This window comes from Xanthomonas sp. NCPPB 1826, assembly GCF_056725285.1.
Genome location: NZ_CM161521.1, coordinates 1397582 through 1420984, shown reverse-complemented (window position 1 = coordinate 1420984; position 23403 = coordinate 1397582). Strand labels below are relative to the sequence as shown.

Annotated in this window: 14 protein-coding genes; 9 read left to right on the top strand and 5 right to left on the bottom strand. The window is 67.5% G+C overall.

All coding sequences use genetic code 11. The annotated features are described in order from the left end of the window. Window positions 1-147 precede the first annotated feature (147 nt). Genes AC1PLA_RS06175 through AC1PLA_RS06165 form a run of 3 tightly spaced genes read left to right on the top strand, consistent with a single transcriptional unit; the run spans window position 148 to window position 4078 of the window. On the top strand, window positions 148-723 hold the full coding sequence (locus AC1PLA_RS06175) for a (2Fe-2S)-binding protein (RefSeq protein WP_481105788.1): 576 nt from the start codon (window positions 148-150) through the stop codon (window positions 721-723). After that, entirely contained in the window at window positions 696-1784 is a 1089-nt protein-coding gene (locus AC1PLA_RS06170) for an FAD binding domain-containing protein (RefSeq protein ID WP_481105787.1), read from the top strand. The genes AC1PLA_RS06175 and AC1PLA_RS06170 overlap by 28 nt, the downstream gene beginning before the upstream one ends. Further along, complete coding sequence (locus tag AC1PLA_RS06165) at window positions 1781-4078, top strand: xanthine dehydrogenase family protein molybdopterin-binding subunit (RefSeq protein ID WP_481105786.1); 2298 nt, start codon at window positions 1781-1783, stop codon at window positions 4076-4078. The genes AC1PLA_RS06170 and AC1PLA_RS06165 overlap by 4 nt, the downstream gene beginning before the upstream one ends. Window positions 4079-4342: 264 nt before the next feature. On the opposite strand, the gene AC1PLA_RS06160 is transcribed toward AC1PLA_RS06165, so the two are convergent. Further along, complete coding sequence (locus tag AC1PLA_RS06160) at window positions 4343-5086, bottom strand: FadR/GntR family transcriptional regulator (protein ID WP_024938638.1); 744 nt, start codon at window positions 5084-5086, stop codon at window positions 4343-4345. A 61-nt stretch (window positions 5087-5147) separates the two neighbouring features. After that, window positions 5148-8024, bottom strand: coding sequence for a TonB-dependent receptor (locus AC1PLA_RS06155; RefSeq protein WP_481105785.1), 2877 nt, complete (start codon window positions 8022-8024; stop codon window positions 5148-5150). 271 nt (window positions 8025-8295) lie between these two features. Between AC1PLA_RS06155 and AC1PLA_RS06150 the strand changes: the two genes are divergently transcribed. From AC1PLA_RS06150 to AC1PLA_RS06130, 5 genes are read left to right on the top strand one after another with little or no spacing between them, the layout of a single operon-like run. Beyond that, window positions 8296-10488: a polysaccharide lyase 6 family protein gene (locus AC1PLA_RS06150; RefSeq protein WP_481105784.1), complete on the top strand. Its 2193-nt coding sequence runs from the start codon at window positions 8296-8298 to the stop codon at window positions 10486-10488. Further along, entirely contained in the window at window positions 10485-12728 is a 2244-nt protein-coding gene (locus AC1PLA_RS06145; protein WP_481105783.1) for an oligoalginate lyase, read from the top strand. The genes AC1PLA_RS06150 and AC1PLA_RS06145 overlap by 4 nt, the downstream gene beginning before the upstream one ends. Further along, window positions 12725-14026: an MFS transporter gene (locus tag AC1PLA_RS06140; protein ID WP_039523976.1), complete on the top strand. Its 1302-nt coding sequence runs from the start codon at window positions 12725-12727 to the stop codon at window positions 14024-14026. The genes AC1PLA_RS06145 and AC1PLA_RS06140 overlap by 4 nt, the downstream gene beginning before the upstream one ends. 50 nt (window positions 14027-14076) lie before the next feature. Next, a complete protein-coding gene (locus AC1PLA_RS06135) occupies window positions 14077-14829 on the top strand; it encodes an SDR family NAD(P)-dependent oxidoreductase (RefSeq protein WP_024938633.1) in 753 nt (250 codons plus the stop codon). Between the two features lie 20 nt (window positions 14830-14849). Next, window positions 14850-16028 (top strand): SGNH/GDSL hydrolase family protein, encoded by a 1179-nt coding sequence (locus tag AC1PLA_RS06130; protein WP_481105782.1) that lies wholly within the window; start codon window positions 14850-14852, stop codon window positions 16026-16028. A gap of 82 nt (window positions 16029-16110) precedes the next feature. Here the strand turns inward: AC1PLA_RS06130 and AC1PLA_RS06125 are convergent, their stop codons facing one another. Further along, window positions 16111-16611, bottom strand: a complete 501-nt coding sequence (locus AC1PLA_RS06125) for a DUF421 domain-containing protein (protein ID WP_481105781.1) — start codon at window positions 16609-16611, stop codon at window positions 16111-16113. A gap of 173 nt (window positions 16612-16784) precedes the next feature. On the opposite strand from AC1PLA_RS06125, the gene AC1PLA_RS06120 reads away from it, so the two are divergent. Then, the gene (locus AC1PLA_RS06120) at window positions 16785-19067 is read left to right on the top strand and encodes a glycoside hydrolase family 3 N-terminal domain-containing protein (protein ID WP_481105780.1); all 2283 of its coding nucleotides are present in this window, start codon (window positions 16785-16787) and stop codon (window positions 19065-19067) included. A 519-nt stretch (window positions 19068-19586) separates the two neighbouring features. On the opposite strand, the gene AC1PLA_RS06115 is transcribed toward AC1PLA_RS06120, so the two are convergent. Together AC1PLA_RS06115 and AC1PLA_RS06110 are read right to left on the bottom strand one after the other, a co-directional pair. Next, window positions 19587-22124, bottom strand: a complete 2538-nt coding sequence (locus AC1PLA_RS06115) for an excinuclease ABC subunit UvrA (protein WP_481105779.1) — start codon at window positions 22122-22124, stop codon at window positions 19587-19589. Window positions 22125-22668: 544 nt separating this feature from the next. After that, window positions 22669-23307, bottom strand: a complete 639-nt coding sequence (locus AC1PLA_RS06110; protein WP_481105778.1) for an HD domain-containing protein — start codon at window positions 23305-23307, stop codon at window positions 22669-22671. Window positions 23308-23403: the final 96 nt, after the last annotated feature.

Genomic DNA, 23403 nt, shown 5'->3' with positions numbered 1-23403 from the left:
CATGCGCAGCAACGCCGCCATGTTCCGCGCATGACCACGCTCAGGCTTCACGCACGCGTGAAAGAGACCTCACTCACCTACACCACACCTTGACCACGCAGGCTTCAAGGTGAGGGTCCTCCTCTCAGCCATCGCCACGGGGTTCGCATGAATGCCACACCCGCCACTGCCACTCATCTGGCGCCGGTCACCGCCACTGCTGCGCCGACCTACCCGGTCAACCTGCGCATCAATGGCCAGCCTTACCAATTACAGCTCGAAGCCTGGGTCAGCCTGCTCGATCTATTGCGCGACCGGCTCGACCTCACCGGCACCAAGAAAGGCTGCGACCACGGCCAATGCGGCGCCTGCACGGTGCTGGTCGATGGGCGCCGCATCAACAGCTGCCTGACGCTTGCGGTCATGCAGGACGGCGCCGAGATCACCACCGTCGAAGGCCTGGCCAAGGGCGAACAGCTGCATCCGCTGCAGCGTGCCTTCATCGAGAACGATGCCTTCCAGTGCGGCTATTGCACGCCCGGGCAGTTGTGCTCGGCAGTGGGCCTGATCAATGAAGGCAAGGCGCACGACCGCGACCAAGTGCGCGAGTTGATGAGCGGCAATCTTTGCCGCTGCGGTGCCTACCCGCAGATCACCGATGCGGTGATGCAGGTCATGGGCACGCCCAGCGACAGCAGCGAGAGCGCCGCCACACCGTGGACGCCAGGGACGGTGCCGGCATGATTCCGCTTACCTACACGCGCGCGGACAGCGTCGATGCGGCGCTGACTGCACTGTCGGTGCGCGGCAGCGACCCGCACCCGGTGCCCGCCGAAGCCCCGGTGCGCCTGATCGCCGGCGGTACCAATCTCACCGACCTGATGAAGCTGCAATTGATGCGGCCGGGCAGCCTGGTCGATATCAATCGCCTGCCGCTGGACGGCATCGGTGCGCTCCCCGAAGGCGGCCTGCGCCTGGGCGCACTCGCACGCAATGCCGACACTGCCTACCACCCGGACGTGGAGACGCGGTATCCCTTGCTGAGCGCGGCGATTCTGGCCGGCGCCTCGCCGCAGATCCGCAACATGGCCAGCAACGGCGGCAACCTGCTGCAGCGCACCCGCTGCATGTACTTCTACGACCATGCCACTCCATGCAACAAGCGCGCGCCCGGGACCGGTTGCTCGGCGATCGGCGGGCTCACCACCTATAACGCCATCCTCGGTGCCAGCGCGCAGTGCATTGCCACGCACCCGTCGGACATGTGCGTCGCGCTGGCTGCGCTGGACGCAGTGGTGCATGTGCAGGGCCCCAACGGGGAGCGCGACATCCCGTTCGCGCAGTTCCACCGCCTGCCCGGCGAGCACCCGGAGCTGGACAGCACCCTGGCCCCGGACGAGTTGATCGTGCATATCGACCTGCCCGATGCACAGCGCTTCGTTGCGCACAGCGCCTACCTGAAGATCCGCGAGCGCCTGTCGTATGCATTCGCGCTGGTGTCGGTGGCGGCGGCGCTGGACCTGGCCGAGGACGGCAGCATCCGTGAGGTGCGCGTGGCCCTGGGCGGCGTGGCGCACAAGCCCTGGCGCAACCCCGACGCCGAAGCGCAGCTGGTGGGCAAACCGGCCACGGCCGAGAGCTTCGGCAGCCTGGCTGATGCCTTGCTGCAGGGTGCGCAACCGCAAGGCAACAATGCCTTCAAGCTGCCGCTGGCACGCCGCGCGATCGTGCGTGCCCTGGACGTCGCCCGCGAGGGCACCATCGACAACCGCGGGCGAACCAGCGCGCTGGAGGAAGCCCCATGAACGCACGCAGCACCGACGTACCCAACAACGACCTGAGTCCGCCGGTTGCCGACAGCGGCACCGGCTATCGCCCCACCGGCACTGGCGTCACCCGCATCGACGGGCGCGCCAAGGTCACCGGCCAGGCACGTTATGCCGCCGAATGGCCGGTGGCGGATCTGGCCTATGGTGTGGTGGTCAACAGCAGCATCGCCAAGGGCGAGATCGTCGCCTTCCATCTTGATGCCGCGCGTGCGGTGCCGGGCGTGCTGGAGATCGTTACCCATGAAAACCGCCCGCATATGCGCGGCATGGATGTGTTCTACAAGGACATGACCGCACCGGCCGGTTCGCCGTTCCGGCCCCTGTATGACAACAAGATCCTGTACAGCGGCCAGCCAATCGCCCTGGTGGTGGCCGACACTTTTGAAGCGGCGCGCCACGCCGCCCACCTGGTGGAGGTGGAATTGCTGCAGGACCCGCACGACACCAACCTGATGACCAACCTGGACCGTGCGCACAAGCCCAAGGCCATGAAGGCCGGTTTCTCGCCGCCGCCCAAGGACAAGGGCGAGCCGGACACCGCATTTGCCAATGCGGCTGTCCAGGTGCAGGCCGACTACTACAGCGGCGTGGAGCACCACAATCCGATGGAGCTGTTCGCCTCCACGGTGATCCGCGACGCCGATGGCCACTTCACCATCTACGACAAGACCCAGGGCTCGCAGAACAGCCGCTGGTATGTCTCGCATGTGTTCGGCCTGAGCAAGCGCAAGGTCACCGTGCGCAATCCGTACGTGGGCGGCGCCTTCGGCTCCGGGCTGCGCCCGCAGTATCAGTTGCCGTTGGCGGTGATGGCGTCGATCCTGCTGGACCGCTCGGTGCGCGTGGTGCTGACGCGGCAACAGATGTTCACCTTCGGCCATCGCCCGGAGACATTGCAGCGGCTCAAGCTCGGCGCCGACCGCGACGGCAGCTTGCGCGCGATCTGGCACGAGGCCATTGCCGAGACCTCGCGCATCGAGGATTACGTCGAAGTGGTGGTCAACTGGAGCGGGCAGCTGTATGCCTGCGACAACGTGCATCTGGGCTACAACCTGGTGAGCCTGGACCAGTTCAGCCCGATGGACATGCGCGCACCCGGTGCCGCACACGGCGTGCATGCGCTGGAAGTGGCGATGGACGAACTGTCCTATGAGCTGGGCATGGACCCGCTGGCGCTGCGCCTGAAGAACTATGCCGAGGTCAACCCGGCCGACGACAAGCCCTACTCCACCAAGGCGCTGCGCGCGTGCTACCAGCAAGGTGCCGAACGCTTCGGCTGGGCGCAGCGCCCGTTGCAGCCGCGCGCACGCAAGGAAGGCAACGAGTGGGTTGGCTGGGGCATGGCCACCGGACAATGGGATGCGATGCAGATGTTTGCGCGCGCGCATGCGGTGCTGCACGCCGATGGCCGGCTGGTGGTGAGCAGCGCAGCCAGCGATATCGGCACCGGCACCTATACGGTGATGGCGATGATCGCGGCCGAAGCACTGGGCCTGCCGCTGGAACAGGTCACCTTCCAACTCGGCGATTCGACCCTGCCGGTTGCACCGATCGAAGGCGGCTCGTCGCATGTGACCACGGTGGGCTCGGCGGTGGATGGCGTGTGCGCGAAGCTGCGCGCGCGGTTGCTGCGCCTGGCGCAGGCGTTGCCGAACTCGCGCTTTACCAAGGCCAAGCTGGACGAGGTGGTGTTTGCCGACGGCACGCTGGCCCTACGCGCCGATGCCGGCACCACCATTGCCTTGACCGAATTGTTGCGTGCAGCAGAACTGGAACAGATCGAAGACAAGTTCCTGCTGCTGCCCAATGTGCTCAAGCAACGCAAGTACACGCGCGCCACCCACGGCGCAGTGTTCGTAGAAGTGCGGGTGGATGAAGAGCTGGGCACGGTCCGCGTCACGCGCGTGGTCAGCGCAGTTGCAGCCGGGCGCATCCTCAACCCGATCACCGCGCGCAGCCAGATCGTCGGCGGCGTGGTGTGGGGCATCGGCCAGGCACTACACGAACACACCCAGTCCGATCACCGCTTCGGCCGTTTCATGAATCACGATTTTGCGATGTATCACGTCTCGGCCAACGCCGACATCCACGACATCGATGTGATCTTCGCCGACGAGGACGACCGCATCGTCAGCAGCCTGGGTGCGAAAGGCGTTGGCGAAATCGGCCTGGTCGGTGTTTCGGCGGCGATCTGCAATGCGATCTTCCATGCCACCGGCAAGCGCATCCGCAGCACCCCGATGACGCCGGACAAAGTGATGGCGGACTGAGGCCTGCACTTGCAGGTGCCTACGCTCTATCAGGTAGAGCGATCTGCCTGAGGACGGAGGCGCCTGCAGCGTGTTGTCGCTGCAGCGTCCGCGGCAACCGTAGGCGCAACACTCCGATCAGCCGCGTGTCGGTGATGCCGACCCAGCGCAGACGGCGCGTTCAGTTGATTGGAGGATCTGTCTTTCGGAGGATCGAGCGGCAGCGTCACAAAACCGGTGCCACTGGCAGCGGACGCAGCGCGTCCAACAATCCCTCACATGCACTCAGGTGCGCGTGGCCGCCAGAAAATGCGCGCGGTCCTGCTGGGTGCGGCGGCGGATTTCCGCCAGTGCATCGTTCTCGGTCGCTTCCAGCATGGATTCGAACAGGCGCTGGAAGTGGTTGCGCATGGCCGTGCGTGCTGCGACCGGGTCGCGCTGCTGCAGGGCCTGCAGGATGGCGGTGTGTTCGTCCACGCGGGTGGCGCCGTCGTCGTGGCAGACCCGCGCATACACCTCGCGTACGCGCGGCAATTCGTTGCGCATGCGCCAGATCAGCTGCACACAGTGCGCCACCACCGGGTTGCCGCTAATCCGCGCGATCGCCAGATGGAAGGCGCGGTCATAGTCGGCAGCGGCCGCATCGCTGAGCCCTGGTGCGGACAGTGCCTGGATCATGCCGTTCAATTCATCCAGCTCCGCATCGGTGATGTGGCTGGCGGCCAATGCGGCCGCCTCCGCCTCGATCACCGCGCGCGCGGCAGTCAGCTCGAACGCGCTGACATCCGGCAATGCGCCCTCGTCCGAGGCCAGGCGTGGCTTGACGTACACGCCCGAGCCGATCTTGATCACGATGCGGCCCTGCGCCTCCAGCGCGATTTCGGCCTCGCGCACGGTCACGCGACTGACGCCGAAGCGCTCGGCCAACTCGCGCTCGCCCGGCAGGCGCGAGCCGACCGGGAATTCGCCCGTGTCGATCAGCGCGCGGATCTTGGCTGCAACGGAGTGGTACAGGCGGTTTTCGGACATCGGCGACTCAAACCCTCAGGGTGATCGGCCCGGCACACGGGTGCCGGACAGGTGGGCGACGCTAGAACCGGTAGCGCACCCCCAAATAATAACGTCGCCCGTAAGTGTTGTACTCACGGAAGCTGCCGGGCACCGGCATGTCGGAGATCCGCGGCTCGTTGGTCAGGTTGGAAGCCTCCAGCGACACCGACAGCTGCGCATTGACGCGGTAGCTGGCACGCAGGTCCAAGGTGCCGCTGTCGCGCACGTAGCGGTTCTGCGCCGGGGCGCCGACGAACTTCTGGAAATACTCGGAGCGGTACTTGTAGATGGCCTGCAGGTCGACCGCGCCGATGGCGTAATACAGCTGGCCGGAGAACACGTGCCGCGACAGGCCGAAGATATTGGCCGGCGCGACGATGCCGCTGCTCACCAGGCCGGTTGCCGGGTCGACCTGGTCGCCCAGGCGCAGATCCTGGGTCTTGTAGTTGGAATCGGCGTAGTTGTAGCTCAGCTTGACGCCCAGGCCGTCGAACGGCGCCGGCAGGTAGGAGAAGCGGTGGGTGCCGGTCAGCTCCAGCCCGGTGAGATCGCTCTTTTGCCGGGTGGTGACATCCTGCACCACCGGCACCACCACCGCGGTGCCGTCGATGACGAAGCGCTCGTCCACCACCGTGGGCACCGCGCCACCAGTGAACTGCTTGTAGTACACCGCGGCGCTGAGCAGGGAGTCGGCATTGGGATACCACTCCAGCGACACGTCCGCATTGGACGACAGCAGCGGCTGCGTGCGCGGATTGCCGGTGGCGGTGATGCTGCCGATCGCCTCGCCGACGGTAGTGAATTCGGTCCCCGGTTCCAGGATGAAGGTGCGCCCGGCAGACAGTGCGACCAGATCCGGGCGCGCCATGGCCCGGTACAGCCCAAAGCGCAGCTGGGTCTGCTCGGTAAGGCCGATGTTGGCGTTGAAGCTGGGCAGGAACACGCGGTTGGACGCGCGCACCGTCTGCGCGGCGAAGCGCCCGGTTTCCACCAGCTGGATGGTGCCGTCGGGGTTGTCGACCACGTCCAGCTCGCCGCGCAACCCCACCGAGCTGACGTCGGTGCGCACCCAGCGCACGCCCAGGTTGCCGTCCAGCGGCAGCCCGAACAGCGTGCTGGCGAATTCGCCCATCACATACAACGCGCGGGTCTTTTCTTTCACGTCGGAGTCGGCGGTGCCGCGCGGGTCGGCATTGCGGCCGGTGTCGTCCACGCCGGTGATGGCGCTGAACAGACAGCGGCTGTCGAAGGTGGCCCACTGCCGGATGGTGTTGCCGCTGGCGCTGGAGAGGAAATCCTCCTGCGGGAACGGTTGCCGGCAGGCCAGGTTGGCGGCGCGGATCGTGGCCGGATCGGTGACGTTGCGTTCGACGCGGTCGTCCAGGTCGCGGTAGGTCGCCTCGGACAGGCGCACGCCGCCCTTGATGGAGGTGAGCAGCCCGCTCTCCGGGGTGAAGGCGCCATCGAAGCGCCAGGCCCGGATGGTGTGCTCGCGGCGCAACTCGTCGCGCCGCGCGCGCGCAGCGGCACTGAAATTGTCCGGGTTGTTCAGGTCGAACGCGGGATCGACCACGATCCCCGGCACATCGCCGGCATAGGTATAGGTGTAGTCCACGCGTTGCCCGTTGATCCCGGGCACGCGGTTGCCGTTGATGTCGGTGGCATTGGAGCGCAGCCGCATCAGGCGGTCGATTTCGCTGCGCTCGGTGCGCGAATACGACAGGTCGGTGGACAGCATCCAGGCCGCGTTCGGGCGCCATTCCACGCGTAGCCCGCCACCGCGGTACTGCTCGTCGCGCACCTTGTAGTCGGTGGAGGATTCCACCGTGCTGCTGCCGGTATGGCCGAGCAAGGCGCCGTTGTCGCCCACCTGGCGGTTGTTGAGGTTGCGCAGGGTCTCGGAGAAGTTCAGCTCGGCGCGGTCTTCAGTCACGGTGCGCTGCGAATCCTGGTAATCCAGGGCCACCTCCAGGCCGTCGAAGGGCCGCCATTGCAGCGCGGCGAAGGCCGCGTCGCGTTGATCGTGCTCGCTGATCTGGCGGTACACGCGGCTGCCGGGCGCCAGGTAATACGGCGTCCCCGCCTGCACCTGCACCGGGGTCACGGCGGTGCAGGTGCGGCTGGCGCCCACCACCTCGTTGGCGTTGCAGGCCGTCCAGGTGGAGCTGCTGCTCATCACCTCTTCCGGGTTGGTGCCTTCCAGCCGCTGCAGGCCGAGCGACACCCCCAGCTTGCCGGCCCCGCGCAGATCGAACTGGTCCAGGTAGCTGACGGTGCCGCGCCAGCCCACGCCATCGGCGTTGCGCAACTTGCTGTCGCCATCGGCATAGGTCGCCCGCCCGTCCAGTTGCACGCGGCGCTTGCCGAATTCCAGCGGCCGCACGGTCTGCATGTTGACCGTGCCGGCGATGCCGCCTTCGACGAAGTCGGCGCGCTGGGTCTTGTAGATCGCCACGGTGTTGATGAGTTCGGAGGGGAACTGGTTGAAGTTCACCGAACGGTCGCCGCTGCCGTTGCTGGCCTCGCGCCCATTGAAGGTGGCCGAGCCCAGGAACGGCCCCAGGCCACGGATGGAGATCTCCGACGCGCCGCCCTTTTCGCGGTGCGTGGCCGCACCGGTGATGGTCTCGATCGCCTCGCCGATCGACAGCGCCGGCAGGTCGCCAATGTCCTCGGCCGACAGCACGTCGGCCACCACCGTCTGCTCGCGCTTGCTGTCGATGGACGACTGGATCGAGCTGCGGATGCCGGTGACCTTGACCTGGTCCAGCGTGGTGGGCGCTTGCTCCGGTGCCTGCTGGGCGGCATCGCTTTGCTGGGCCAGGGCTGCCTGCGCGCTTGCCAGTGCAACGGCAGTCAGCAGCGCCTGGGCCAGGACATTCCGAATAATTGGTCTACGTAATTGGACTATTTTCAAATACCGCACAATTCCTCCTCCCAAAGGACGCTCAAGACCGAGCGAGGTGGAGACTCCACGCGGATCAACGCCAAGTCAATCATTTCCGTGATTTATCTAACGAGCCACCTGACTAGGCCAGTTTTGTGGTTTTTTTTGTGCAATTGCAGCATGACATCGAGCCGATCCCGGGCTTCAATACAGACCAACTGGACTATCGTTTTGGTTGACGATCCAGTTTGCACTGTTACCCTCGGCCATCACCGACGCGCCAGCGTCCAGGAGCATCCCGATGCGATCCCCCGTCTCCCTTGCCTGCCTGTTGCTGCTGTGTGCGCCCGCCTGGGTCGGCTCGGCCCAGGCCACCTCGTACCTGGTGCACGACCAGAGCGAGTACGCCGTGGCGGCGGCCGCACTGCGTGCCGGCGATCGCATCGTGCTGGCCGATGGGCAGTGGCGGGATTTCGCCATCGTGCTGCGCGGGCAAGGCACTGCCGAGCAGCCGATCACCCTCACCGCGCAAACGCCGGGCAAGGTGATCATCAGCGGCACCTCCAACCTACAGATGGCCGGCACCTACCTGGTGGTGTCGGACCTGGTGTTCCGCGACGGCCATAGCCCGGGCGATGCGGTGCTGTCGTACCGCATCTCCAGCAAGGAGCGCGCGCGCCACAGCCGCATCACCGGGGTGGTGGTGGATGGCTTCAGCAAGCCCACCCGCAGCGACTCGGACAACTGGGTGGCGCTGTACGACAGCGACAACCGCTTCGACCACAACCAGCTGGTCGGCAAGACCAATGCCGGCCCCACCCTGGTGGTGGTGCGCGACGCCACCCAGGGCCTGGACAACCGCCATCGCATCGACCACAACTGGTTCGGGCCACGCCCCAACCTGGGCGCCAATGGCGGCGAGACGCTACGCATCGGCACCAGCAGCGATGCCGACAGCGCCTCCAACTCGGTGGTGGACAACAACTGGTTCGAAGGCTGCGACGGCGAGGTGGAGGTGGTCTCCAACAAGTCCGGCGGCAACACCTACCGTGGCAATGTGTTCAAGCAGTCGCGCGGCGCGCTGGTGCTGCGGCATGGCGATGGCAACCTGGTCGAGCGCAACGTGTTCTTCGGCGACGGCAAGGCCAACACCGGCGGCATCCGCGTGATCAACCGCAAGCAGACCGTGCGCCACAACTACCTGGAAAACCTGGCCGGCGATGGCTATTCGTCGGCGCTGAGCATCATGTACGGGGTGCCCAACTCGCCTGCCAACCGCTATGTGCAGGTGGACCAGGCGCGCATCGAGCGCAACACCTTCGTGACCGTCAACCAGCTGTACTTCGGTGCCGGCATGGATGCCGAGCGCACCGCCGCGCCGATCAACAGCCGCTTTGCCGGCAACCTGATCGTGGCCGCCAGCGACCCGGTGCGCGTGCTGGGCGATCTGTCCGGGATTGCCTTCACCAGCAACCTGCAAAGCCCGCTGGCCTCCACCCGCCTGCCCGGCGGCGTCAACAGCCGCCAGGTGACGATGACCCGCGCCAGCACCGGTTTGCTGGTCGCCGACAACGCCACTGGCGTCGGCGCCGACCCGGCGCTGAGCTACATCGCGCGCACACAGGTGGGCGTGAGCTGGTACCCCAAGCAGGCAGCGCAGGCAGTCACCGACAGCGGCCGCCGCACCCGCGTACGGCCGGGGCAGGCCAGCCTGACCGACGCCGTGGCGCAGGCCGGCCCCGGCGATCGCCTGCAACTGGACGCAGGCCGCTACCAGGTCGATGACATCCTCGACGTGGACCGGCCGCTGACGCTGGAAGGCCCGCAACGCGGCCGCGCGCGCATCCGCTTTTCGCAGCCGGCGCTGTTCCAGATCGCGCCCGGCGGCTCGCTCAGCCTGGCCCGGCTCGAGATCGATGGCCGCGCCGCGCCCGCGCAGCCGGGCAATGCGGTGATCCGCACCGCACCCGGCACAGCGGTGGCGCAGTACCAGCTCACCTTGCGCGACACGCACCTGCATCATCTGGACGCGCAACCCGGCTTCGATGTGATCGCACTCGGCAAGGGCAGCCTGGCCGACCATATCCTGCTGGACCGGCTGCTGGTCGAGGACGTCTCCGGCAGCGTGCTGTCCGCACACGCCGAGACCGACGACCGTGGCACCTACAACGTCGAACAGGTGACGGTGCAGCAGTCGCAGTTCCACCGCGTCGCCGGGCCGGTGCTGGACCTGTATCGCGGCGGCCGCGACGAAAGCACCTTCGGCCCGGTGCTGCAGGTGAGCGACTCGCACTTCACGCAGGTCGGCCGCAACGCAGGTGCGTCGCTACGCCTGCACGGCGTGCAGCGCATTGCGCTGCGCAATAACCACTTCGCCGACAGCGCCGCGATCCTGGCGCAGCACACCACCGGCACGCCCCACCTCATCGCCAGCGGCAACCAGTTCGTCGGCACCCCGGCCTTGCACGCCGACACAGCGGAGCCCCTGCTATGACCCGTTCCACCCGCTTGTTGCTGCTGGTCCTGGTCGGCGCCGGCAGCGCCCTGCCCTGCAGCGCCGCCCCGTCACCCGCGGCCGAACAAGCAGCGCAGCCGCAACCGCGGGCCACCGACGCCGCGCCGGTGCTGGTCACCGCCCAGCAATGGCGCGAGATGGCCAGCGCTGGCGCCAGGCTGCAGGTGTTCGCCCGCGAACAGGCACGCGCAGAAGCCAGCGTGCGCGCGGCGATGCGCGCCGGCGTGGACGTGCCGGTGCCCAGCGATCCCGGCGGCGGCGCCAGCCACGAGCAGCACAAACGCAACTACCAGGCCATCCAGGCCGCCGGCGCGCTGTACCGACTCACCGGCGATCGCGTTTATGCCGACTATGCGCGCGACGTGCTGCTGGCCTACGCACGCCTGTATCCCACGCTGGGCGCACACCCGGCCGGGCGCGGCCAGGTGCCGGGGCGGCTGTTCTGGCAGTCCTTGAACGACTCGGTGTGGCTGGTCTACGCAAGCCAGGGCTACGACGCCATCCGCGACACGCTCAGCGCGCAGGACCGCGCCACCATCGACCGCGACGTGTTCGCGCGCATGGCGCACTTCCTGTGCGACGAAAGCGCCGACAACTTCGACAAGATCCACAACCACGCCACCTGGGCGGTGGCCGCGGTCGGCATGACCGGCTATGTGCTGCGCGATCAGGCGCTGGTGGACAAGGCACTGCGCGGCAGCAGGCGCGATGGCAAGGCCGGCTTCCTGGCGCAGGTGGACCAGCTGTTCTCGCCGGACGGCTACTATGCCGAAGGCCCGTACTACCAACGCTATGCCCTGGCGCCGTTCGTGCTGTTCGCCAACGCGATCGAGCGCAACCAGCCGCAGCAGCACATCTTCCAGCGCCGCGACGGCGTGCTGCTCAAGGCCGTAAACAGCCTGGTGCAGAGCAGCTACGGCGGTTATTTCTTCCCGATCAACGATGCCATCCTCGACAAGGGCCTGGACACCGAAGAACTGGTGGCCGGCATCGGCATCGCCTACGCGCAGACCCACGATGCGCAGCTGCTGTCCATCGCGCAACGCCAGCGCCGCGTGCTGCTCACCCCCGAAGGCCTGGCCGTGGCAACCGCGCTCGCGCAAGGCCGCGCCCAACCGTTCGCCTTCGGCAGCGTGTTGCTGCGTGATGGCGCACAGGGCGACCAGGGCGCACTGGCGATCCTGCGCAGCGGCGGCGAAGACGGCCAGACGCTGGTGATGAAGAACACCTCGCAAGGCATGGGCCACGGCCACTTCGACAAGTTGAACTGGCTGTTCTACGACAACGGCCAGCGCGTGGTCACCGACTACGGCGCGGCGCGTTTCTTGAATGTGGAAGCCAAGGCCGGCGGCATCTATCTGCCGGAAAACACCAGCTGGGCCAAGCAGACCGTTGCGCACAACACGCTGGTGGTGAACGAGACCAGCCACTTCAACGGCGACTGGAAGGTGGGCGAGCAACACGCGCCGACGCAGCTACTGTTCGCCAGCACTGCCGACACCCAGATCGTGTCGGCGCGCATGCAGCAGGCCTACGACGGGGTCAGCTTCACCCGCACCCAGGCACTGCTGTCGCACCCGCAGCTGCCCTTGCCGGTGGTGGTCGACCTGCTGCGCGTCAACGCCAGCGCCCCGGCACGTTACGACCTGCCGCTGCATTTCAACGGACAGATCATGCAGGTCGGCTTCACCGCAGAGCGCGCACTGACGCAACGTCCGGTGCTGGGCAAGGCCAACGGCTATCAGCACCTGTGGGTGGACGCCTCCAGCGATGCGAGCACCGACACCCGCAGTCTGAGCTGGCTGCTCGCCGGCCGCTTCTACAGCTACCGCTTCGGCAGCAGCGCGCCGGCGCGTGCCCTGCTGGTGGAGAGCGGAGCCAACGACCCGAACTTCAACCTGCGCCGCGAACCGGCGCTGATCCAGCGCGTCGATGGGCAGGCCAATGTCAGTTTCTTCGGCGTGCTGGAACCGCATGGCGAATACAACGGCACCGCCGAATACGTGCGCGGCGCCAACAGCCGTATCCGCGCCATCGAGCGCGTGCGCGGCGACGATGCCGAGGTGATCGTGCTCACCCTGGTCGGCGGCCAGCGCATCGCGCTGGCGGTGGCCGACGACGCCGATGCACAACGCAGCCACCAGGTGCAGGCCGCCGGTCAGCGCTACAACTGGCGCGGCGGCTACGCGCGCTTCGACCGCACTGCAGGTGCGCAATGAGCACCGCCTCCACCCGCACGCGCCCCGCAGGCAAGCGCTCGGCGGTGCGCTGGCTAATCGTGGCGCTGATCGCGGTGGCCACGGTGATCAACTACATCGACCGCAACGCGCTGGCAGTGATGTGGCCTGCGATCTCGCGCGACATCGGCGCCACCAAGGAAGACTACGCGCTGCTGGTCACCATCTTCATGCTGTTCTATGCCGCCGGGCAGTTCGTGTTCGGGCGGCTGTTCGACATCATCGGCACCCGGCTCGGCTTTGCCCTGTCCATCGCGGTGTGGTCGATCTCCATCGCGCTGCATGCGGTCACGCACTCCATCATGGCGTTCTCGGTGGTGCGCGCGCTGCTGGGCATCAGCGAAGCCGGCGCCTGGCCGGGCGCGGTCAAGGCCAATGCGGAATGGTTTCCCGCGCGCGAGCGTGCGTTGGCACAGGGCATCTTCAATGCCGGCGCCTCCATCGGCGCGATCGTCTCGGCGCCACTGATCGCGCTGCTGTTCCTGTCGTTCGGCTGGAAGGGCACGTTCGTGCTGATCGGCGTGCTCGGCATGCTGTGGTTGCTGCCGTGGCTGGTGATCTACCGCGCCGGGCCGGACCGGCATCCCTGGGTCGACGCGGCCGAACGTGCGTTGATCCTGGATGCGCCCGACGCCGGCAGCGCACCGCCGCCGGCCTACCTGCCCACGCTGCGCCAGCTGATGTCGCACCGACAAAGCTGGGGGATCGTGCTGGCGCGGTTCTTCCTGGACCCGATCTGGTGGCTGTTCGTGTCGTGGTTGCCGATCTACCTGGCCGAGACCTTCCACTTCGACATCAAGCAGATCGGCGCATTCGCCTGGGTGCCGTTCGTCGGCGCGATGCTGGGCAGCCTGTGCGGCGGCTGGCTGTCCGGGCGCCTGATCGCGGCCGGCTGGAGCGTGGACCGCGCGCGCAAATGGACCATCACCCTGGGCGGAGCCATCATGGCGCCGGCGCTGCTGGGCGCCGTGCAGGCCGCCGACCCGCGCATGGCGGTGCTGACGATCGCCGCCGTGCTGTTCGGCTTCCAGATCGCCATCGGCAATATCCAGACCCTGCCCGGCGATCTGTTCGCCGGTAAATCGGTCGGCTCGCTGGCCGGCATCGGCGGCATGGCCGCGGTGGCCGGCACCTTGATCACCACCTGGCTGGTTCCGGTGATGACCGCAACCTCGTACGCACCGATGTTCATTCTGGTCGCCGCGCTGGTGCCGGCCTCGCTGGCCGCGCTGTGGCTGGTCACCGGCCGCATCCACCGACTCGACGCAGCGGGTACCTGAGCGTGCCCGCTGCCTACCCCGCTTTCCCCACACCAACAGGACACACCCGCATGCACTTCCACGACAAGGTCGCCATCGTCACCGGCGGTGGCCGCGATATCGGCCGCGCCATCTCGCTCAAGCTGGCCGCGGCCGGCGCCAAGGTCTGCATCAACTACGCCAACGACGACGCCAGCGCGCGCGACACCCTGGCACAGCTGCAGGCCGCCGGCGGCCAGGGCATCCTGCACCGCGCCGACGTTACCGATGCCACCGCCGTGGCCGGCCTGCTGACCGCCACGCGCACCGCCTTCGGCCAGCACATCGACGTGCTGATCAACGTGGCCGGCGGCATGCTGGCGCGCAAGCCGCTGGCCGACATCGACGAGGCCTTCTTCCATCAGGTGATGGACCTCAACCTCAAATCGGTCTACCTGACCACCCAGGCGGTGGCGCCGCATATGCGCGAAGGCGGTGCGATCGTCAATTTTGCCTCGCTTGCCGGGCGCGATGGCGGCGGGCCGGGTGCGGCCATCTACGCCACCGCCAAGGCGGCGGTGATGACCTTCTCGCGTGCGATGGCCAAGGAACTGGGCCCGCGCGGCATCCGCGTCAACGCATTGTGCTGCGGCATGATCTCCACGCGCTTCCACGACGACTTCACCAAGCCGGAAGTGCGTGCCTTCGTCGCCAATGCCACCCCGCTGCGGCGCGAAGGCCGCCCGGAGGAAGCAGCCGATGCGGCGTTGTACCTGGCATCGGATGCGGCCAGCTTCATCAATGGCGCCAACCTGGACGTCAACGGCGGCGTGTTCTTTTCCTGATCAACAAAGGAGTCCTGCGCATGCGCTGGCGATGGATGATGACTGCGACACTGAGTGTGGTGCTGGCAGGCCCGGCCACGGCGCACCCCGCGCCACGCTGGGTGCCGGCCTGGATCGCTTCGGCAACCCCGGACCGGCTCGACGGCGGTGCGGACACGCCGCTGCAATTTGCCGATGAAACGGTGCGCCAGGACATGCGCCTGGGCAGCGCGGCAGTGGCCCTGCGCGTGCGCATCAGCAACGAGCTGGGCACCGCACCGCTGACCATCGCTGCGGGCACCGCGCGCCTGCTCGGCGGCGGCGGCGGCGCGCAACCGCTGCGCTTTGACGGGCGCGCCAGCGTGACCGTGCCGCCCGGTGGCGTGCTGCTCAGCGACCCGGTGCCATTGCGTGCACCGGCATTGGGCGAGGTGGCGGTCAGCCTGTATTTCCCCACGCCGGCGCGCCCGGCGGTACGCCGCACGGCCGTGCGGGTGGTCAAGGGCCAGGCCGAGGTGCCGGACAGCAAGGCGTTGGCGTATCGCCAGAACGTCATCTCCGCCATTTACGTGCAACCACCGCATCCACGCCAGACGGTGGTGGTGGCGCTGGGCGATTCGATCACCGAAGGCGCCACCGCCACACGCGGCGCCAATGGTGATTGGCCAGCCCTGCTGGCCAGGCGGCTGGAGCAGCGTTGCCCCGGCAGCGTGGTGGTGCTCAACGCCGGCATCAGCGGCAACAAGCTGCTCGACGACGGCCGCAGCCCCAGCGCGCTGGCGCGGCTGGATCGCGACGTGCTGGCACTGCCCGGCGTGGACCAGGTGATCCTGTTCGAAGGCATCAACGACATCCGTCACAGCGGTCCGCCGGATGCGATTGCCGGCCGCAATGCCGCCGACATGGTGCTGGGATATCGCCAGATCGTGACCCGGCTGCAGCAACACGGCATCGCCGTGATCGGCGCCACGCTGACCCCGTTCGGCAACTCCGACCGCTACGAACCGGTGGCGGCAGCCACGCGCCAGACGCTCAACGGCTTCATCCGCGACGGGCAGGCATTCGATGCGGTGATCGACTTCGACGCCGCGCTGCGCGACCCGGCCAGGCCGGAGTGGCTGCCCGCCGCGCTGACCCGCGACTTCCTGCATCCCAACGATGCCGGTTACCAGCGCATGGCCGAGTCGGTGGACCTGTCGTTGTTCTGCAAGGCCCGCTGATCCGCCGGTCGCCATGCCGTGGCGCACATGCGCCACGCTGCTGCGGCGGCACCGCCGGCATGCACGCCGGCCTGCCGGCGCGCTAGCGCTTTTTCAGGATGCTGATCTCCCCGGAGGTCTCCAGGATCGCCATCTCGATATCGGCATCGTCGCGGCAATCGGCCTTGCGTTTTGCCACTTCGAAATCGGCATAGCTGACGTTATGGCGGACCAGTTCCTTCCAGTAGATCTCACCGCCACGCGCCAGCAGCGCCGGGGTGCCCTGTACCCAGGTATCGATCCGCCGGCTGCGCGCGGTGGCCATGCCCACCAGCCAGTTCAACACCAGCAAGGTCGCCGCCAGGATCATGCCGCCCAGCAGCGAGACGTCCTTGCCGATCAACGAGTTCTGCACCGCGGTTCCCAGCAGCACGATGAGCAGCACGTCGAACGGCGTGGATTGGCCCAGCGCGCGCTTGCCGGTCATGCGCGTCAACAGCAGGACCACGGTATAGACCGCTACCGCACGCAGCACGAACTCCCACCACGGCATGCCCAGGTGCATCATTTCGTAAAAGCGCACGCGTGTTTCCACGTCCAGCATCGTGTGTCCTGACCGCCGTTGATCGATGGCGCACGCTAGTGCGGAAACGGTGAAGGCGCCGTGCTGTCGCCATTGTTGCCGAGACCGCCCGCCCGGCACCCATCGTGCAGCGCATCACGGCTTTTCGCTGGTGATCCGTTAGCGTCTGGCCTGGACAGACGGGGATGGCGGGCATGCGGAAAGGGATCACGCGTCGCGGGTTGCTGCTGGGCACTGCTTCGGCAGCGGTGTTGGCACAAGTGCCGGTGGGAGTTGCGCTGCCGCGCCGTGCGGCCGCGGCGCCGGCCTTTATCGATGCGTTGATCGCACGCATGAGCGTGGAAGAAAAGGCCGGCCAGCTGACGCTGTCCGGTTCGGCGCAGCAGACCGATGCCGCCGCGGCGGCCAATCCGATCAATACCGTGCCCACGGCCGAGGGCCAGCTTGCTGCCGCGCGTGCCGGGCGGGTGGGCGGCATCTTCAATGGCTCCAATGTGCTGTGGCATCAGCAACTGCAACAGGCCGCGCTGCAGAGCCGCCTGCAGATTCCGCTGCTGTTTGCCGCCGATGTGATCCACGGGTTCACCACGGTGTTTCCGGTGCCGCTGGCCGAGGCCGCCAGCTTCGAGCCGGCGCTGGCGCAACGCACCGCGCGTGCGGCCGCATTGGAGGCCAGTGCGGTCGGCATCGACTGGACCTTCGCGCCGATGGTGGATATCGCGCGCGATGCGCGCTGGGGGCGCGGCGTGGAAGGCAGCGGCGAAGACGTGCTGCTCGGCCGGCGTTTTGCGCAGGCCCGCGTGCGCGGCTTCCAGGGCGAGGGCCTGGATCATGCCGACGCACTTGCGGCCTGCCCCAAGCATTTCGCGGCCTATGGCGCCGCCGAGGCGGGGCTGGACTACAACACCGTCGACATCTCCGAGCGCAGCCTGCGCGAAGTCTATTTCCCACCGTTCCAGGCTGCCTTCGATGCCGGCGCAGTGACCACGATGGTGGCCTTCAACGAGATCGCCGGCATCCCTGCCACCGCCAATCGCTGGTTGCTGGGCGAGGTATTGCGCGGCGAGTGGGACTACCGCGGCCTGGTGGTGTCCGACTACACCGGCGATCTGGAATTGATCGGGCACGGGTTTGCCAGCGATGCGCGCGAAGCGACCAGGCTGGCGTTCCTGGCCGGTGTGGACATCAGCATGCAGAGCGGGCTGTACCTGCAGCATCTGCCGGCGCTGGTGGCCGCCGGCGACGTGACGATGGCGCAGCTGGATGCCTCGGTGCGGCGCGTGCTGCAGTTCAAGGCCGAGCTTGGATTGTTCGACAACCCGTTCCTGCGCATCGTGCCGGCACGCGCGCAGGCGCGGCAGCGGCGCCCGGACAGCCTGGCACTGGCGCGCGAGGCGGCGCGTAAATCCATCGTGCTGCTCAAGAACGATGGCGAGCTGCTGCCGCTGAAGATGAAGGGGCAACGCATCGCGCTGATCGGGCCGATGGCACGCAACTGGACCGACAGCGCCGGCCCGTGGACGCTGTTCGGCGGCGACGACAGCGGCAACGACCTGGCCACCGCAGTGCGCGCGCGGCTGGGCAACCCGGGCAACCTGCAGGTGGTGGAAGGCTGCGACTTCGAACATGGCCTGCCCGGCGGCGTGCAGGCGGCCGTCACCGCAGCGGCGTCCGCGGATGTGGCGGTGCTGGCGATCGGCGAGCCGATGCGCTACTCCGGCGAAGCGCAATCGCGCAGCGAGATCGTCATTCCCGCCGTGCAGCAAGCGCTGCTGGCCGCAGTGGCAGCCACCGGCACCCCGGTGGTGGTGGTGCTCAGCAACGGCCGTGCGCTGGTGATCGATGGCCCGGTGCTCAAGGCGCCGGCGATCCTGGTCGGCTGGTTCCTGGGCTCGGCATCGGGCGCCGCGCTGGTGGACATCCTGTTCGGCGCGCACGGTCCGTCCGGGCGCCTGCCGGTGAGTTTTCCGCACACCGCCGGGCAGGTGCCCTATAGCTATGCGCACAAGCCCAGCGGCCGTGCCGACCCGCGCCCGGATGCCTTGCAAGCGTTCAAGACCCGCTACCGCACCGCGCCCAATGCCGCGTTGTTTCCGTTCGGACACGGCCTGACCTATGGCCGCATCGAATACGGCGAGCTGCGCTTGAGCGATGCACGCATGGCGGCGACCGGCAGCCTGCGCATCAGCGCGCGCATCCACAACCGCGGCACGCGCGATGCCGAGGAAGTGGCGCAGCTCTACATCCGCGACCGCAGCGCCAGCATCACCCGCCCTGTGCGCGAGCTGAAGGACTTCCGCAAGCTGGCGGTGCCGGCGGGCGGCAGCGCGGTGGTGGAGTTCGTGCTGCGGCGGGCGGACCTGTTGTTTGTCGGCCAGACGCTCGCGCCCACCGTGGAGCCCGGTGTGTTCGATGTGTGGGTAGCGCCCTCTGCAGAGGCCGAGGGCGTGTCTGCGAGTTTTGAATTGATGGGCTGAGCGCCAGCGGCAATCGAAATGGCCAGCTCAGGGGATGGATATGGGCGTGTCTCGCTCACACAGAGGGCATCGCGCCCAGGTTGGCTCGGGAACACATCCCCATTGCGCTGACGCTCACGCTCTCGGTCGCCTTGAGAGGGGACTGGGTCTTGAGGGGGATTGGACGGTGCGTGTGCCCGGGTTTACAGCGGACGATCTGCGGGTTTGCTGTGGGGTCCTTGCCCGCCTACCCTCGCGGGACACGCCGCAAGTACGTCCTTGTAGGCTCTTACGCGGCATCCATGCCGCGTAAGGTCCCGCGACGGTAGGCGGGCAAGAACCCGTCGAGTTGGTCGGTGTGCATGGTCAGGAGCAGTGATGCCGTGCCCTGCGATGCGATGCGATGCAGTGCGGTCTGATCGGCGTTCTTCGATGCGCAACTCGCTGCCATGCCGACATCGATTCACTCGTCATCGAAGGCGCGTCTGGCCAACGTGCTGCCGCCATCGCTACAACCTTCGAAAGGTTTGTCAGCCACGCTTAGTTCCCACGCAACACCTCTGCAAGGAACGGCGCAGTGCGGCTGCCGCGCTGCCGCGCCACCGCCTCCGGCGCACCCGCCGCCACGACAGCGCCACCCGCGCCGCCCGCGCCCGGGCCCATGTCCAGCACCCAGTCGCTACTGGCAGCCACGCGCATGTCGTGTTCGACCACGATCACCGTATTGCCGGCCTCCACCAGGCCTTGCAGCTGACGCATCAAGGTATCCACGTCGGCCGGATGCAGGCCGGTGGTCGGCTCGTCCAGCACGTACACGGTGTCGCGCCGCTGCGCGCGTTGCAGCTCGGTGGCCAGCTTGATGCGCTGCGCCTCGCCGCCAGACAGCTCGGTGGCCGGCTGGCCGAGCCGCAGATAGCCCAGCCCCACTTCGCGCAACACCTGCAACGGGCGCAGCACGCTGGCGTCGTCGGCAAAGAAGCTGGCGGCCTGGTCCACGGTCATCGCCAACACCTGCGCGATGTTGTGACCCCGCAGCGCGATCTCCAGGGTCTTGGCGTTGTAGCGCGCGCCGTGGCAGCTGGGGCATGGCGCGTACACGCTGGGCATGAACAGCAATTCCACATGCACCGAGCCCTCGCCCTCGCAGGTGGCGCAGCGGCCCTTGGCGACGTTGAACGAAAACTGCCCCGGGTCGTAACGGCGGCGGCGCGCGGCTGGTGTGGCGGCGAACAACTTGCGCACCGGATCGAACAGGCCGGTGTAGGTGGCCAAGTTCGAACGTGGCGTGCGGCCGATCGGTTTCTGGTCCACCCGCACCAGGCGGCGCACCCGGTCGAGCCCGCCGACGATCGCACCACCCAGCGGCACCTGCGTGCCGCGCTCCAGCGGGTCCAGCGCTTCGTCCTCCTCTGCCTGGGTTTGTCCAAGATGGGCAGCCAGCAACTCCACCAATGCCTGGCTCACCAGCGACGACTTGCCCGAGCCGGACACACCGGTCACGGTGGTGAACACACCCAGCGGCAGGTCCACATCCAGCTCGCGCACATTGTTGCGGGTGATGCCGCGCAGCTGCAGCCAACCGGTGGCCGCACGCGCATGGCTGTGCACCTGCGGCGGGGTGCCGAACAGGTAACGCCGCGTGGACGAGGCCTCCACCTGCTCCAGTCCCGCGGGCGGGCCGCTGTACAGCACCTGCCCGCCGTGCACGCCGGCAGCCGGGCCAACGTCGACGATCCAGTCGGCGTGGCGGATCACATCCACCTCGTGTTCGACCACGAATACCGAATTGCCGGCGGCCTTGAGCTGATCCAGCGCGCCCAGCAAGGCCTGCGCATCGGCCGGATGCAGGCCCGCCGATGGCTCGTCCATCACATACACCACGCCGAACAACTGCGAACGGATCTGCGTGGCCAGCCGCAGCCGTTGCAGCTCGCCCGGCGACAGCGTCGGCGTGCTGCGCTCCAGGCTGAGATAGCCCAGGCCCAGCGCCTGCACCACCTCGATCCGCGCGCGCAGGTCGGCGGCGATGCGTTGTGCGGCAATCGCCTGCTCGGGATGCGTATCGGCCTGCTTGCGCTTGTCGTTACGCTTGCCACCGGCACCTTCCGCAGCCGGGCGCAGCAGGTCGGCCACCTCATCCAGCGGCCGCCGCGACAGCTCGCCGATATCCAGGCCGGCGAAGGTCACCGACAGCGCCTCGCGCCGCAGCCGCTTGCCGTCGCACTGCGGGCACTGCGTGCTGATCAGGTACTGAGCCACGCGCTTTTTCATCTGCGCGCTCTGCGTGGTGGCAAAGGTGTGCAGCACATAGCGCCGCGCACTGGTAAAGGTGCCCATGTAGCTGGGCTCCTCCTTGCGGCGCAGCGCGCGCCTGGCTTCGTCCAGGCTGTAGCCGGCGTACACCGGCACCACCGGTTGCTCGTCGGTGTAGAGGATCCAGTCGCGGGTCTTCTTCGGCAGCTTGTGCCACGGCAGATCGACGTCGTGGCCCAACGTGGTGAGGATGTCGCGCTGGTTCTGGCCATGCCAGGCACCGGGCCAGGCAGCAACCGCGCGATCGCGGATGCTCAGCGTGGGATCCAGCACCATGGTCGCCTCGGTCGCATCGTAGATCCGCCCCAGGCCGTGGCAGGTAGGGCAGGCGCCGGCCGGTGTATTGGGCGAAAAGCCGTCGGCATAGATGATGTCCTGCCCCGGCGGGTAGCTGCCCGCACGCGAATACAGCATGCGCAGGGAGTTGGAGATGGTGGTGACGCTACCCACCGACGAGCGCGCACTCGGCGCGCCGCGCGCCTGCTGCAAGGCTACCGCCGGCGGCAGGCCTTCGATGGAATCCACTTCCGGCACGCCGACCTGGTCGATCAGGCGCCGCGCATACGGCGAGATCGAATCCAGGTAACGCCGCTGCGCTTCGGCAAACACGGTACCGAACGCCAGCGACGACTTGCCCGAGCCGGACACCCCGGTGAACACCACCAGCGCATCGCGCGGGATGTCCACGTCCACGTTCTTGAGGTTGTGCTCGCGCGCACCGCGCACGCGCACCAGGCCGGAGGAAGACGACGCTGCGCTGGACATGAGTGACACACCGACATTCGACAATGCGCCAGCCTACCGCGTGCCGCATACAGCCGGTGTCAGTGTTGACGGCAAGTCCTGCGGCGCTCCACGCAAGCAACTCGTTGAGCGCCCTGGAATACATCGGTCGAAGGCGCGGCGCCCTCATCGCTCGCGGGCTATGCCGTAAACCCGTTCGTGGGGGCTAGATGGCGGCATCCATGCCACCACACGGTCCCGCAAGCGGCGAGGACACCGAACCAGAAAGTAGGTCGGCCGTTTATGAAAAGCAGGCCATCTCACGGGTGCATTGATTTGCTGGTGCGTGCTGCAAACACACGAGAGCCAGCGCATTAAAAGCACGTCCTACATTGCTTGCACCCTGCACACCGACCATCCCGAGGGGTCCTTGCCCGTCCACCGTCGCGGGACCTTACGCGGCATGGATGCCGCGTAAGAGCCTACAGGGACGTACTTGCGGCGTGTCCCGCGATGGTGGGCGGGCAAGGGCCCTGCAGCCAGGCCGCAGAAGCGCAGTGGTGTTGCGAGCAGCTCTACAACGCAATCACCCCAGCGCGTGCGCCGGCACCGGCTGCTCGTCGGTCTCGGCCAGCGCCTGCATGCGCGCCACCACGCCACTGAACAGCCGTGCAGTCGCCGCGCCACGCGTGCGAAAGATCTCCTCAAGCTCGCCGTAGTACCACAACGTGCCGGCGCGCCCGGCGGTGAATACGTTGAAGATGTCCTGGCCCACGTCCGGGTTTTCCAGGTCCTGCACGATGGTGCGCGCGTTATAGAGCTTGTCGCAGCCGGACACCAGCAAGGCGCGCTCGGGCGTGTTGCGTAGGTGCTCCAGGTAGGCCAGCTTGCGCTCGCGCCAGTCGCGTTTGCGCGCGCTGGCGGTGTTGTCCACCTCGGCCTTGTCTTCGGCGGTGGCATCGGTGCACGCCATCACGATGTCGGCCACCGCATCGCCGAACTGCGCGCGGATCGAGGCCTCATGACCGCCGCCGCAGTCTTCCACCACATCGTGCAGCAGCCCGGCGATGGCCTGCTCTTCGTCGCCGCCGCATTCCAGCACCAACGTGGACACGCCCAGCAAGTGGCTCAGATACGGAATCTGCGTGCCCTTGCGTACCTGCCCAGCATGGGCGATGCGCGCGTAATCCACGGCCAGGGCGTAACGTTCGGTGAGAGCGGTCATGGGGCGTCCGATGCGGGGAATGGCGCATTATCGCCGAGCCCGGTGACGCCCCAGGTGAGGATGGCGCGAGGATGCGTGTGCAGACTCAATGACGCG